The sequence below is a fragment of the Burkholderia perseverans genome (genome assembly GCF_022870505.1).
Classification (GTDB): Bacteria; Pseudomonadota; Gammaproteobacteria; order Burkholderiales; family Burkholderiaceae; genus Burkholderia; species Burkholderia plantarii.
This window is the reverse complement of the sequence record NZ_CP045094.1, coordinates 1,993,988-2,008,302: the sequence shown is the minus strand read 5'-3', so window position 1 is coordinate 2,008,302 and position 14,315 is coordinate 1,993,988. Positions and strand designations below refer to the sequence as shown.

Sequence of the window (14,315 nt, the reverse complement as noted above, 5' to 3'; positions counted from 1 at the left end):
GGGCGGACAGGGGCGCCCGGCGGCCGCGAGCGGTCCGCCCAGGGGTACGGGCCGGGCTGATCCGGCACCGCCCGCGTCTGCTGCGGCGCCATTTTATCCAATTGAAAGGTTGCGTGCCTTCAGGGCTGTCCCCAAGACCGGGGACGGCCCACGCCCGCCCCTATCGATCGCGCCCCATAACGAAAAAGCCAGCCCGGAGGCTGGCTTCGTTTCACGCGGACCGGCGTGGCCGCGATACGTGCGGACGGCGCGTCCGCCCGGCGCTCAGACGCGCACGTCGGGCGGCCGGTAGCGGCACTCGTAGCGCTTGCGCACCGTGCCGGACTCGTCGACGCTCTCGAGGAACACGTCGAACTGCCAGAGCCGCGCCATGTGCTTGAGCACCTCGTCGCTGTCGTTCGACAGGTGGCGGTTGTCGGTCATGAAGTGGCGCAGCGTGAGGCTGCGGTCGCCGCGCGTGTTGACGGCCCACACCTGGATGTTCGGCTCGCGGTGATGGATGTCGTACTGGCGCGAGAGCGCCTGCCGCACGTACTGGTAGCCGCTGTCGTCGTGGATCGCCGAAACCTCGAGCGAATCGCGCATGTCGTCGTCGAGCACCGAGAACAGCCGCATCTCGCGGATCAGGTGCGGTGAAAGATATTGCGCGATGAAGCTCTCGTCCTTGAAGTTGCGCATCGCGTAGTGCAGCGCCGGCAGCCACGGGCTGCCCGCCAGCTCCGGAAACCAGCGGCGGTCCTCCTCGGTCGGGTTCTCGCAGATGCGCCGGATGTCGCTCATCATCGAGAAGCCGAGCGCATACGGGTTGATGCCGCTGTAGTAGGGCTTGGTGACGGGCGGCTGGTAGATCACGTTGCTGTGTGAATGGAGGAACTCCATCATGAAGCCGTCGGCCAGCTTGCCCTGCTGGTAGAGCGTGTTGAGCAGCGTGTAATGCCAGAACGTGGCCCAGCCCTCGTTCATCACCTGCGTCTGCCGTTGCGGGTAGAAGTACTGCCCGACCTTGCGCACGATGCGGATCACCTCGCGCTCCCACGGTTCGAGCAGCGGCGCGTTCTTCTCGGCGAAGTACAGCAGGTTCTCCTGCGGCTCCGGCGGGTAGCGCCCTTCCACTTCCTCGTCGGCCGCTTCCGGCTTGCGGCCCGGCAGCGTGCGCCAGAGTTCGTTGACCTGCGACTGCAGGTAGGTCTCGCGCTCGCGCCGCAGCGCGGCCTCCTTGGCCAGCGACGGCTTCTGCGGACGCTTGTAGCGGTCCACGCCGTAGTTCATCAGCGCGTGGCACGAGTCGAGCAACTCCTCGACGCGGTCGAGCCCGTAGCGTTCCTCGCATTCGGCGACGTAGTTCTTCGCGTAGACGAGGTAGTCGACGATGGCGTGCGCGTCGGTCCAGAGCCGGAACAGGTAGTTGCCCTTGAAGAACGAGTTGTGGCCATAGGCGGCGTGCGCGATCACGAGCGCCTGCATGGTCAGCGTATTCTCTTCCATCAGATACGCGATGCAGGGGTTCGAGTTGATCACGATCTCGTAGGCGAGCCCCATCTGGCCGCGCCGGTAGCTCTTCTCGGTCGACAGGAAATGCTTGCCGAACGACCAGTGGCGGTAGTTGACGGGCATCCCGACCGACGCGTAGGCGTCCATCATCTGCTCGGCGCTGATCAGCTCGAGCTGGATCGGGTAGATGTCGAGCTCGTATTGCTCGGCCACCTGCGCGATATGCGTGTCGTACTCCTCGATCAGCTCGAAGGTCCAGTCCGACGGGCATGGCAGCGGTTTGCGTTCGGCGACGTTCATGCGCCCTTCCTTGTGCCCGCTCTCGGGCATTGCTGGGTGCGGCGGCGAGGCATCGGTTCCGGCGCCGGCTTGATCGGCGCCGGGGCCGGGCGTGTCGTCGCCCGTGTGGCGCGCCTGCCAGCCGCGCGCCTCGTTGTCCGGATGGCGTGTCGTCATGCGATCAGGTTTCCACGTGTTTTTCGAACAGCTCGCGGAACACCGGATAGATGTCCGCCGCCGACTCGGCCTTCTTCATCGCCATGTGCGGCTGCGACAGCGCGAGCTGCGCGTATTCGAGCCACAGGTTCTGCTCTTCGGGCGCCACCTGGATGTAGGCGAAGTAACGCGTCTTGGTGAGGATGTCGTCCTGCAGGATCTTGCGGCACTTCGGCGAATCGTCGGTCCAGTTGTCGCCGTCCGAGGCCTGCGCGCCGTAGATGTTCCATTCGGTCGGCGAATAGCGCTCGTTCATCACCTTGCGCATCAGTTCGAGCGCGCTCGACACCACCGTGCCGCCGCTCTCGGTCGAGTGGAAGAAGGTGTCCTCGTCCACTTCCTCGGCACGCGTGTGATGGCGGATGAACACCACCTCGATGCGCTCGTAGTTCCGCTTCAGGAACAGGTAGAGCAGGATGAAGAAGCGCTTCGACAGATCCTTGCGCTGCTCGTCCATCGAGCCCGACACGTCCATCAGGCAGAACATCACGGCCTGGCTCGACGGCTGCGGCTGCTTCACGCGATTCACGTAGCGCAGGTCGAACGGATCGATGAACGGAATCCGCCAGATACGCCGCTTCAGGTGATGGATCTGCGCCTCGAGTTCGGCGATCTCGACGCGGTGGTCGCCGGGATCGTCCTGCAGCGCCTCGAGTTTCGTCTCGAGCCCGCGCAGCTCGGCCACCAGCGGCGAGCCGAGCGCGATGCGCCGGCCCAGCGCGCTGCGCAGCGAACGCACCACGTCGATGTTGTTCGGCGTGCCTTCCGCCGCCCAGCCCGCGCGCACGTTCTTCCAACTCGGCACCGTCAGCAGGTGCGTCTTGACGAGCCGCGGCAGCTCCAGGTCGTCGAAGAAGTACTGCATGAACTCGTCGCGGCTCAGCTCGAACACGAAGTCGTCCTGCCCCTCGCCCTCGTTGCTGGCCTGGCTGCCGCCGCCACCGGAGCCGCCCGGCGGACGCGGGATCTTGTCGCCGCGGATGTAGTCGGAATTGCCGGGATGCACGTGTTCGCGCCGCCCGCCGGACGCGTGGCGGAACGTGGGCTCCGCGATGTCCTTGCGTGGAATGGTGATGCTCTGGGTGCTTTGGATGTCCTTGATGCTACGGTCGCGGACGGCGTCGGACACCGCCCGGCGAATGTAGTTCTTGACGCGACGCAGAAAGCGTTCGCGGTTTGCAATGCTCTTGTTCTTGCCGGCAAGCCTGCGGTCGATGATTTGATGAAGCACTCCCGGTCTCCCGCTCGAAAGTCGATACGCCGGGACGTGCCGCACGATCCGCCGTGCGGCGCGTCGCTCAGGGTGCCCGCGCGGCGCGGCCGCGCGGGCGGTGCAACAGGTGCGTCATGACGACTTGCGCACGCGCAGGTACCAGTCGCAGAGCAGGCGAACCTGCTTCGGCGTGTAGCCCTTGGCGACCATGCGGTTCACGAAGTCCTCGTGCTTGCGCTGCTCCTCCGCCGATCCCTTGGCGTTGAACGAGATCACCGGCAGCAGTTCCTCGGTGTTCGAGAACATCTTCTTCTCGATCACCACGCGCAGCTTCTCGTAGCTGACCCAGGCCGGATTCTTCCCGCCGTTCGCGGCCCGCGCACGCAGCACGAAGTTCACGATCTCGTTGCGGAAATCCTTCGGATTGCTGATGCCCGCCGGCTTCTCGATCTTCTCGAGCTCGGCGTTCAGCGAGGCGCGATCGAAGCTCTCGCCCGTGTCGTGATCGCGGAACTCCTGATCCTGAATCCAGAAGTCCGCATAGGTCACGTAGCGGTCGAAGATGTTCTGCCCGTACTCCGAATACGACTCGAGGTACGCCGTCTGGATCTCCTTGCCGATGAACTCCGCGTAGCGCGAGGCGAGCAGGTCCTTCACGAACGACAGGTACTTCTGCTCCGTCTCCGGCGGGAACTGCTCGCGTTCGATCTGCTGTTCGAGCACGTACATCAGGTGGACCGGGTTCGCGGCCACCTCCGAGCTGTCGAAGTTGAACACGCGCGAGAGGATCTTGAACGCGAAGCGCGTCGACACGCCCGTCATGCCTTCGTCAACGCCGGCGTAGTCGCGATACTCCTGATACGACTTCGCCTTCGGATCGGTGTCCTTCAGGTTCTCGCCGTCGTACACCTGCATCTTCGAGAACAGGCTCGAGTTCTCGGGCTCATGCAGCCGCGTGAGCGCCGAGAACTGCGCCATCATCTTCAGCGTGCCCGGCGCGCAGACGGCCTCGGCCAGCGAGGAACTGCGGATCAGCTTCTCGTAGATGCGGATCTCTTCCGACACGCGCAGGCAGTACGGCACCTTCACGACGAAGATCCGGTCGAGCAGCGCCTCGTTGTTCTTGTTGTTGCGGAACGCCTTCCATTCGGACTCGTTCGAGTGGGCGAGGATCACGCCGTCGAACGGGATCGCGCCGAAGCCTTCGGTGCCCTTGAAGTTGCCTTCCTGGGTGGCCGTCAGCAGCGGGTGCAGCACCTTGATCGGCGCCTTGAACATTTCGACGAATTCGAGCAGGCCCTGGTTGGCGAGACAGAGGCCGCCCGAGTAGCTGTAGGCGTCGGCATCGTCCTGCGCGTACTGTTCGAGCTTGCGGATGTCGACCTTGCCGACCAGCGAGGAGATGTCCTGGTTGTTCTCGTCGCCCGGCTCCGTCTTGGCGATGCCGATCTGGCGCAGGATCGACGGATAGCGGCGCACCACGCGGAACTGGCGGATGTCGCCGTTGTACTCGTGCAGCCGCTTGACGGCCCACGGGCTCAGGATGCTCTTGAGGTAGCGGCGCGGAATGCCGTATTGCTCTTCGAGGATCGGGCCGTCCTCGTCGTAGTCGAACAGCCCGAGCGGCGATTCGTTGACGGGCGAGCCCTTCAGCGAATAGAACGGCACGCGTTCCGCCAGCTGCTTGAGCCGCTCGGCGATCGACGACTTGCCGCCGCCGACCGGTCCGAGCAGATAGAGGATCTGCTTCTTCTCCTCGAGCCCCTGTGCCGAGTGGCGGAAGTACGCGACCACCTGCTCGATCACCTCCTCCATCCCGTAGAACTCGCGAAACGCGGGATAGACCTTGATGACCTTGTTCGCGAAGATCCGCGACAGACGCGGATCGTTTCGCGTATCGACCTGCTCCGGTTCCCCGATGGCTGCCAACATGCGTTCGCCCGCGGTGGCGTACGCCGATGGATCGTTCTTGCAGAGCGCGAGATACTCTTCGAGCGAGAACTCCTCCTCCCGGGTTTTCTCGAAGCGGTTCGCGAAGCTGCTGTAAATATCCATGCTACCTCCTCGCCTTGTGACGGAAGACGATCTTGCCTTCGTTGGATCACGCAGAAGCAGGACCGTTCGATTTCATCCTAAACCCATTTCCCTATTTTTTCACGAACAAACTTCAGTCGGAACGTTGTTGCCGGACACTCAGAAAAACCCCGCTTGGACTGGGTTTTTTGACTGCCATACAATGTTCTCCCCGAGCTTCGCAACGTGACGCACGCGTCCTCTCCTGTTGCATGGAATCGTCTCTTTCACCGGACGCGTTCCTCCCTTCTTCCCTATACGATCGAGCCGGCATTTCGGACGACAGAGCGATCGCATTCGTTACAATTTTTTGCGATTGGACCGGATTCGCGCGATGACGCGATGTGCTCGCGACGCGGTGAGTGGTGCGGCATCGCGGCTTGCATGTTTCGATGCGATGCGCGTGAATGGTGCGTTGGCGAGAGGCACGGACGCATCGGTGGAAACACGACGTAGCGTGTCACATGCTCGTGCATCGGGCCTGCCCGGCATCGTGTGATGCGAGGTGAGGTGAATGACGCTGGATCGCGCGCCATGCTCGTTAACCTGCATCCAGATCGTGGATCGAGACGCCGGGCTCGAACGATGAATGGAAGCGAACCGGACGAAGCGCTGCGATCGCGTCGATACGATGGTGTATCGCAAGCATTGGTCCGATGCTGCGGATACCGCGATCCGTGAACGCCACCCGTCGTGACGACTCATCCGGACATGGCCCGCTTGGCGCTGCGTTCCGGCGATAGATACCGGTTCGTATCGTCGCATCACGCGATGGACGATCGGGAACGCAACGGTAATTTCGATATTCGGATGAGCCGCGCATCACGATCCCGGCGACGCACGAGATGCACCTGTGCGGGGCACCGGACGTGCAGCGTCCCTGCTCACTCTCGCGCGCGACGAAACGATCGCAGCAATCGTCTCGTTCATCTCGAACGATCCGCCCCGTCATCCCCACCCCGATAAAACGGCATCCCCAAACGAACGAATCCGGCGCAAGGCCGGATTCGAAGGACTGCCGTGGGTACGACGCGCGAGCGACGCTTACGCGGACAATTCTTGTAGGGTCGGAATCGAAGGTTGCGCACCCTCGCGCGTCACCGACAGCGCGGCCGCGCGTTGCGCGAAGCGGATCGCTTCGTCGGGCGCGTCGCCGGCCGCGAGCCGTGCCGCGAAACCGCCGATGAAGGTATCGCCGGCCGCCGTCGTGTCGACCGCCTCCACTTTCGGCGCCGGATAATGGCGCGTGCCGCCGTCGGCGTACCGCGCCACCACGCCCTGCCCGCCGAGCGTGACGATCACGTTGCGCGCGCCGCCCTCCGCGAGCCGCCGGGCGGCCAGTTCGGCATCGGCCGGCGTCGCGATCGCGATGCCGGTCAGCGCAGCCGCCTCGATCTCGTTCGGGATCAGCCAGTCGACCAGCGGCAGCCAGCCGTCCGGCAGCGGCGCGAGCGCCGGCGCCGGATTCAGCACGACGATGCGTGCGTGGCGGCGCCCCGCCTCCAGCGCGGCCCGCACGGCCGGCAGCGGCGTCTCCAGCTGGCAGACCAGCACGTCGGCGGCCGCGATCATCGCGTCGTGGGCGGCGACGTCGTCCGGCGTCACGCGGCCGTTGCCGCCGGCCACGATCACGATCGCGTTCTGGCTCGCGTCGTCCACCACGATCAGCGCGACCCCGGTCGGCACGCCGGCGCTGGTCGCGAGCGCCGCGCAGTCGATCCGCTCGGCCTCGAGCGCGGCCCGCAGCGCGGCGCCGTTCGCGTCGTCGCCGAGGCGCCCCAGCATCGCGACCTGCGCGCCAAGCCGCGCGGCGGCCACCGCCTGGTTGCCGCCCTTGCCGCCCGCGGCCTGCGCATAGCCATGGCCGCTCAGCGTCTCGCCCGGCTTCGGCAGGCGCGGGGCGCGCACCACCAGATCCATGTTCAGGCTGCCGACCACGGCAACCTGGCCGCCCGGCGGCCGCGCGCCCTGCCCGCCGCCGCTCATGCGCGCCCGGCCGGCGCGACGCCGGCTTCGCCGTTGTAGGCCGCGGTCGATTCCCGCAGCACCAGCCGCGGCGACACCACGCGGCGGCGCTTGGTCATCGTCGCCGAGCCCTCCGAGCCGGCCGCGATCCGCTCGATCAGCGTTTGCGCGGCAATTTCGCCCAACGCGCGCACCGACTGGCCGACCGTCGACAGCGCCGGGTAGGTGTAGCTCGACATCTCGATGTCGTCGAAACCGATGATCGAGCAATCCTCCGGCACGCCGACCCCGCGTTCGGCCGCCGCGCGCAGCGCGCCGATGCCCATCAGGTCGTTGCCGGCGAAGATCGCCGTGGGCTGCAGCGTGTCGAGCAGCTCGGCCGCGGCGCGGTGGCCGCCCAGGCACGAAAAATCGCTCTCGGCGATCGCGCCGGGCATGATGTCGAGGCCGCGCTCGGCCATCGCACGGATGAAGCCGTGGACGCGCATCGCGCTGACCGCCGTATCGACCGGGCCGGTGATGCAGCCGATCCGCGAATGCCCGAGCTCGATCAGGTGGCGCGTGGCCAGATAGGCACCACGTTCGTGGTCGATCTGCACCAGATCGGCCGACAGCCCCTCGATGTTGCGGTCCACCACCACCAGCGGCTCGCGCGAATCGGCGAGCGTCTGGGCCAGCACCGCGTCCTCGCCCGCCGACGCGATGATCAGCCCGTCGATGCGTTTTTCCTGCAGTACGCGCAGGTAATTGCGCTGCTTGACGGGATCGTCGTCGGAATTGCAGAAGAACACGCAATACCCGCGTGCCGCGCACTGATCCTCGATGCCGCGCGCGAGTTCGGCGAAATACGGATTCGTGCTGTTCGGCACGACCAGGCCGATGGTGGCCGTCGAGCGTGCTTTCAGGGATCGCGCGACGGCCGACGGGACGTAGTTGAGCTGGGCGATCGCCCGCTCCACCTTCGCCCTCACGTCGGCCGACACCGGCCGCGAATTGTTCACCACGTGTGACACCGTCGTGAACGACACGCCTGCCATGGCAGCCACATCCTTGATCGTCGCCATTTTGAATCCCTCTGGTCTGTCTTTAAGTGCGCGACCGGCGGCTGCGATACGTGTCGAGCACGACGGCGACGACGATCACGGCCCCGGTAATGATGCGCTTGGTCGGTTCGTTCGCGCCGATCTGGGCAAGCCCCGCCGCCAGCACCGAGATGATCAAGACGCCAAAAAACGTGCTGATCACGGAGCCGCGCCCGCCCATCAGGCTCGTGCCGCCGATCACGACGGCCGCGATCACCTGCAGTTCGAGCCCGACGCCCGCATTCGGGTCGGCCGCTTCGAGCCGCGAGATCTGGAACAGCGCCGCAAGCCCCGCGAGCGCGCCCATCAACGCAAACACGATGATTTTATACGGACGAGGGTTGACCCCGGCAAGCCTTACAGCCTCTTCGTTGGTACCGATACCAACCAGATATCGGCCGAACACCGTCCGGGTAAGCACGAACTGGGCCACGAGCATCACCGCGACCGCGATCGCGAACGCCGGCGAAATGCCGAGCGCGAAAGGATTCGACAGGAAATCGAAGGCATCGCCGATGTAGGCGGTGCGCGAATTCGTCAATTGATAGGCCAGCCCGCGCGCGCCCTCCAGCACGCCGAGCGAGACGATGAACGACGGAATCCGCCAGCCCACCGTCACGGCGCCCGTCGCCATCCCGGTGACGGCCGCCGCGGCCATGCCGAGCAGCGCGGCCGGCAGCGGCGCCCAGTGCCACCTCAGCGCCGCCACGCTGACCACCGAGGCGGCCAGCGCCAGCACCGAGCCGACCGACAGGTCGATCCCGGCGATGATCAGCACGAAGGTCATGCCGACCGACATCACCACCAGGTCGGGAATCTGGTTCGCGATCGTGCTGAACGTGTCGTAGGTCAGGAAATGCGAGCTGAGCGCCGAGAACAGCGCGATCATCGCGAGCAGCGCGCCGGCCAGGCCCAGGTAGTTGGACAGCCCGAGCCGCGTGCCCGAGAGGCGCTTCGCGGAAGGCGCGGCCGCGTCGGGCGCGGCACCGCCGGCCGTGTCGTGGCCGGGGACGATCGGTTCATTCATGAAGGAATTCCTGGGGTCGAGTCACCTGCCGGCGCGGCAGGCATCGGAGCGGGCGTGGCGGCGCGGCGCGAGAAGCCGGCGAACGCGGCGGCCAGCAGCGCGTCCTGGGTCCAGTGCCCGCGCTCGAACACGGCCGTCATGCGGCCGGCCGACATCACGCCGATCCGGTCGCAGATCAGCATCAGTTCGCGCAGGTCGCTCGACACCACGACCAGCGCGCGGCCCTCGCGCGCGAGGCCGCCCATCAGCGCGTAGATGTCGAACTTGGCGCCGACGTCGATCCCGCGCGTGGGCTCGTCGAACAGCAGCACGCCCATGTCGTGGGCCAGCCAGCGGCCGATCACGACCTTCTGCTGGTTGCCGCCCGACAGTTCGCCGACCGGCTGCGCCGGCCCGCGCGTGCGGATCCGCATTGCCTCGATCTGGCGCTGGGCGAGCGCGTGCTCGCGCCGCGTGTCGACCACCCCGCCGCGCGAGATCCGGCCGAGCTGGCCCAGCGACACGTTGGCCGCGATCGGCTGCGACAGCAGCAGCCCCTCGCCCTTGCGGTCCTCGGTGATCAGCGCGATGCCATGCTTCACCGCGTCGGACGGCGAGCCGATCCGCACCGGGCGCGGCGGCGTGCCGATCGAGACCGTGCCGGCCTCGGCGCGGTCGGCGCCGTAGATGAGCCGCAGCAGCTCGGTGCGCCCGGCGCCGATCAGCCCCGAGATGCCGAAGATCTCGCCCGCACGCACCTCGAACGACACGTCGCGCACCGCCGTGCCGCGCGCGAGGCCCGCCACCGCGAGCCGCGGCGCGCCGATCCGGCGCTCGCCGAACTCGATGTGCTCGCCCACCTCGCGGCCGGCCATCAGCGCCACCAGCCGCTCGCCCGACACCTCGCCCATCGGCCCGGCATGCACCAGCCGGCCGTCGCGCAGCACCGCCACGCGCTCGGCCACGCGCGCGAGTTCCTCGAGCCGGTGCGAGATGTAGACGAGCGCGACGCCGGCGGCCTTGAGCCGGTCGATCTGCGCGAACAGCAACTCGACCTCGCGCGCGGTCAGCATCGCGGTCGGCTCGTCGAGGATCAGCACGCGGCAGTCGCCGATCAGGTTGCGCGCGATCTCGACCATCTGCTGGTGGCCGATGCCGAGCGCGCCGACCGGCGTGTCCGGGTCGATCGCGTCGAGCCCGACGCGCGCCATCGCCTCGCGCGCGTCGGCGCGCAGCCGGCGCCGGTCGATCACGCCGAAGCGGCGCGGCAGGCGGTTCAGGAACAGGTTCTCGGCCACCGTCAGGGTGGCGAGCAGGTTCAGCTCCTGCATCACCATCCGCACGCCGAGCGCCTCGGCCTCGCCGCGGCTGGCCGGCGCATAGGCGCCACCCGCCAGCCGCATCGCGCCGGCCGTCGGCGTGACGAGGCCGCCGACGATTTTCGACAGCGTGCTCTTGCCCGCGCCGTTCTCGCCCGTCAGCGCGAGCGCCTCGCCCGCGTGCAGCGCGAGCGAGACGTCGGCCAGCACCGGTTCGGCGTAGGTCTTGCCGATTCCCGAGACGTCGAGCACCGGCTCGCCGGCGGTTGCGATCGTCGCCATGCGCGCCTTACTGCTTGACGATCAGGTCGACCGGCGTCTCGACCACGCCCGACAGGTCCGACTGCTTCTTGTGCGCGGCGATCGCCTTCAGCGCCGTGTCGATGCCGAACACGGCCTGCTTGGCCGCGTACTGGTCGGCGGTGGCGAGGATCCGGCCGTCCTGCAGCATCGGCTTGACCGCGTTGATGTTGTCGTAGCCGACCACGTAGACCTTGCCGGCCTTGCCGGCCGCGCGCACCGCCGACACGGCGCCGATCGCCATGCTGTCGTTGCCGCACAGCAGCGCCTTCAGGTTCGGGTATTCGTTGAGCATCGCCGAGGCCACCGCGTTGCCCTTGTCGATCTCCCACTCGCCCGACTGCACCGACACCACCTTCACGCCCGCGGCCTTCATCGCGTCCTGGTAGCCGGCCGTGCGCTGCTGCGCGTTGGTGGTGGTCGACACGCCCTCGAGGATGCCCACCTCGTCGCCGGCCTTCAGGCGCTTGGCGAGGTAGTCGCCGATCTTGCGCGCGCCCTTGCGGTTGTCGGGGCCGACGAACGGCACGTTGAGGTTCTTCGACTTCAGCACGTCCGGATCGAGCCGGTTGTCGATGTTGATGACGATGATGCCGGCATCCACCGCCTTCTTCACCACCGGCACCAGCGCCTTCGAATCGGCCGGCGCCAGCACGATCGCGTCGGCCTTGGCGACGATCATCTGCTCGACGATGCGGATCTGGTTGGCGGTGTCGGTCTCGTCCTTGATGCCGTTGGTGACCAGATCGAACAGCGCCGGGTTGTGCTGCTGATAGTCCTTCGCGCCGTTCTCCATGGTCAGGAAGAATTCGTTGGCGAGCGACTTCATCACGAGCGCGACCTTCGGCTTGTGCGCGGCCTGCGCCTGCGCGCCGAGCGGCGCGACGGCAATGGCGGCGCCGACGAGCGCGGCGGCGAGAACACGGCGGCGAATGCGGAACTCCATACGACTCTCCTCACTGATCTGGCCCGGCTGTCCGGGTGTCGTTTTCATGTTGAGCAAACGTTTGCTCGATGGCATCCGGCGCGGTGCGAAAAAAGGTGCGACCGCAACCATGAATGCGACGAATCGGCTTTCGACGGCGGCCGTCCGCTCTCGCGCATCCAGGCCGGACGTATCGGCAAGCGCCTATGCTGGACTGATCGCGCGCGATGCGCAACGGGGTTTTGCCCTGATTGAGCGTGGGTCGGGAGTTTGCAGGGCGCGACACGGGTGCGCACCTTCGCGGATGACCGCGGGCGCCGGCGGGCGCCGGCCTGGGGCAGGATGGCGCGCCGGCGCCGCCTCGCGGCGGGCGCGGCGCCTCGCGCTCAGAGCGCGGTTTCCTTCAGCTGCGCGACCACCTCGGCTTCGGTCAGGTGCGGCGCGAACATCTCGAGCAGCCGGTAGGCATAGGAGCGCAGGAACGCGCCCTTGCGCAGGCCCACCCGCGTCGTGCTGGCCTCGAACAGGTGCTGGGTGTCGAGCGCGACGAGCCCGGCATCGCGCTGCGCGTCATAGGCCATCGCCGCCACCACGCCGATCCCCATGCCGAGCTCGACGTAGGTCTTGATCACGTCCGCGTCGATCGCGGTCAGCACCACGTCGGGCACCGCGCCCGCCTTCGCGAACGCCTGGTCGATGTGCGAGCGGCCCGTGAAGTCCTGGTCGTAGGTGATGATCGGATGCTCGGCGATTTCCTCGAGCGTCAGGTTCGCACGGCCCACCAGCGGGTGATCCTTCGGCACCACCACGGTGTGATGCCACGAATAGCACGGGAACGTGACGATGTCCGGGTAGCGGTCGAGCGCCTCGGTCGAGATGCCGACATCGGCCTCGCCGCTCAGGATCATCTGCGCGATCTGCTGCGGGCTGCCCTGGCGCAGCGCCAGATGGACCTTCGGGAACACCTCGGTGAACTGGCGGATCACCTTCGGCAGCGCATAGCGCGCCTGCGTGTGGGTGGTCGCCACCACCAGGTGGCCGCTGTCCTGATCGGCGTACTGGCGCGCCACGCGGCGCAGGTTCTCGGCGTCGAGCAGCATCCGCTCGATCAGCTGATGCACGGCCTTGCCCGGTTCGGTCAGGCCGGTCAGCCGCTTGCCGCGGCGGATGAAGATGTCGACGCCGAGCTCGTCCTCCAGATCCTTGATCTGCTTCGAGACGCCCGATTGCGACGTGTAGAGCACGTTCGCGACCTCGGTCAGGTTCATGTTCTGGCGTACCGCTTCCCGAACGAAGCGCAGTTGCTGGAAATTCATGGGTCAGCCTCTCAGGGGCGTTGTCGTTGTCGATTGTCGAGGAAAAACGGGCCTCAGCGCGCCGGAAACACGCGCGCGTGGCGCGGCACCGCCGTGGCGCCGTCGCCGACGTTGAGCGCGAGCGCGCGCCAGGTGTCGCGATCGAGTTCGGCTTCCAGCGGCGTGCCGCCGGCGCGCGGCGCGAGCTCGATACGCACCGCGCCGCCGAGCGGCACCACGCGCCGCACGTCCACCGCGATGCCGTCGCCGCGCGCCTCGCCGGCCGCGACGATCTGCAGGTCGTGCGGGCGCACGTAGGCATGCGCGCGGCCGGCGAAGTCGGCGGCCACCGTGATCGGGCCGGCCGCGCCGTCGGCCACGAAGCCGTCGCCCTGCACCACGCCGTCGAGCTTGTTGGCCGCGCCGAGGAATTCGTAGACGAACGCGCTCTGCGGATGGTCGTACACGTCCTGCGGGCTGCCCACCTGCTCCACGTGGCCGCGATTGAGCACGACGATGCGGTCGGCCACCTCCAGCGCCTCTTCCTGGTCGTGCGTGACGAAGATGGTCGAGATGTGCAGGTCGTCGTGCAGGCGGCGCAGCCAGCTGCGCAGTTCCTTGCGGACCTTCGCGTCGAGCGCGCCGAACGGCTCGTCGAGCAGCAGCACCTTCGGTTCGACCGCCAGCGCCCGGGCCAGCGCGATGCGCTGGCGCTGGCCGCCCGAGAGCTCGGACGGATAGCGCGGTGCGAGCCAGTCGAGCTGCACCAGCTTGAGCAGCTCGTGGACCTTCTCGCGGATCACGGCCTCGGACGGACGCTCGGCGCGCGGCTTCACGCGCAGCCCGAACGCGACGTTCTCGAACACGGTCATATGGCGGAACAGCGCGTAGTGCTGGAACACGAAGCCGACCTGGCGCTCGCGCGCGCCGACGTCGGCCACGTCCTGGCCTTGCAGCACGACCTGGCCGGCGTCCGCGTGCTCGAGGCCCGCGATCACGCGCAGCAGCGTGGTCTTGCCGCAGCCGGACGGCCCGAGCAGCGCCACCAGCTCGCCGGGCGGGAAATCGAGCGAGACGTCGTCGAGCGCCGTGAAGTCGCCGAATTGCTTGTGCAGGTTACGAACGGTGATACCCATCTGGTGTGCCTCTTC

At 67.2% G+C, this 14,315-nt stretch carries 10 protein-coding genes; all 10 read right to left on the bottom strand.

Annotated elements, in window-relative coordinates; genetic code table 11:
- Nucleotides 1–264: 264 nt before the first annotated feature.
- Nucleotides 265–1,947, bottom strand: a complete 1,683-nt coding sequence (locus tag BpN12_RS23600; RefSeq protein ID WP_246797830.1) for a SpoVR family protein — start codon at nucleotides 1,945–1,947, stop codon at nucleotides 265–267.
- A gap of 4 nt (nucleotides 1,948–1,951) precedes the next feature.
- Nucleotides 1,952–3,217 carry a YeaH/YhbH family protein gene (locus tag BpN12_RS23595; RefSeq protein ID WP_246797829.1) on the bottom strand — a complete coding sequence of 422 codons (1,266 nt, stop codon included), beginning with the start codon at nucleotides 3,215–3,217 and terminating at the stop codon, nucleotides 1,952–1,954.
- 114 nt (nucleotides 3,218–3,331) lie between these two features.
- Nucleotides 3,332–5,254, bottom strand: coding sequence for a PrkA family serine protein kinase (locus tag BpN12_RS23590; protein ID WP_042624857.1), 1,923 nt, complete (start codon nucleotides 5,252–5,254; stop codon nucleotides 3,332–3,334).
- Nucleotides 5,255–6,316: 1,062 nt separating this feature from the next.
- Nucleotides 6,317–7,258, bottom strand: a complete 942-nt coding sequence (gene rbsK / locus BpN12_RS23585; RefSeq protein WP_246797828.1) for a ribokinase — start codon at nucleotides 7,256–7,258, stop codon at nucleotides 6,317–6,319.
- Nucleotides 7,255–8,301 carry a LacI family DNA-binding transcriptional regulator gene (locus tag BpN12_RS23580; RefSeq protein WP_246797827.1) on the bottom strand — a complete coding sequence of 349 codons (1,047 nt, stop codon included), beginning with the start codon at nucleotides 8,299–8,301 and terminating at the stop codon, nucleotides 7,255–7,257. Before BpN12_RS23580 ends, rbsK begins: the two co-directional genes overlap by 4 nt.
- Nucleotides 8,302–8,323: 22 nt before the next feature.
- On the bottom strand, nucleotides 8,324–9,346 hold the full coding sequence (locus tag BpN12_RS23575) for an ABC transporter permease (protein ID WP_246797826.1): 1,023 nt from the start codon (nucleotides 9,344–9,346) through the stop codon (nucleotides 8,324–8,326).
- On the bottom strand, nucleotides 9,343–10,926 hold the full coding sequence (locus tag BpN12_RS23570) for a sugar ABC transporter ATP-binding protein (RefSeq protein WP_246797825.1): 1,584 nt from the start codon (nucleotides 10,924–10,926) through the stop codon (nucleotides 9,343–9,345). The genes BpN12_RS23575 and BpN12_RS23570 overlap by 4 nt, the downstream gene beginning before the upstream one ends.
- 7 nt (nucleotides 10,927–10,933) lie before the next feature.
- Complete coding sequence (locus BpN12_RS23565; RefSeq protein ID WP_246797824.1) at nucleotides 10,934–11,890, bottom strand: sugar ABC transporter substrate-binding protein; 957 nt, start codon at nucleotides 11,888–11,890, stop codon at nucleotides 10,934–10,936.
- 365 nt (nucleotides 11,891–12,255) lie between these two features.
- Nucleotides 12,256–13,185: a CysB family HTH-type transcriptional regulator gene (locus tag BpN12_RS23560; RefSeq protein WP_042624851.1), complete on the bottom strand. Its 930-nt coding sequence runs from the start codon at nucleotides 13,183–13,185 to the stop codon at nucleotides 12,256–12,258.
- Between the two features lie 53 nt (nucleotides 13,186–13,238).
- Complete coding sequence (locus BpN12_RS23555; protein WP_246797823.1) at nucleotides 13,239–14,300, bottom strand: sulfate/molybdate ABC transporter ATP-binding protein; 1,062 nt, start codon at nucleotides 14,298–14,300, stop codon at nucleotides 13,239–13,241.
- Between the last annotated feature and the right edge of the window lie 15 nt (nucleotides 14,301–14,315).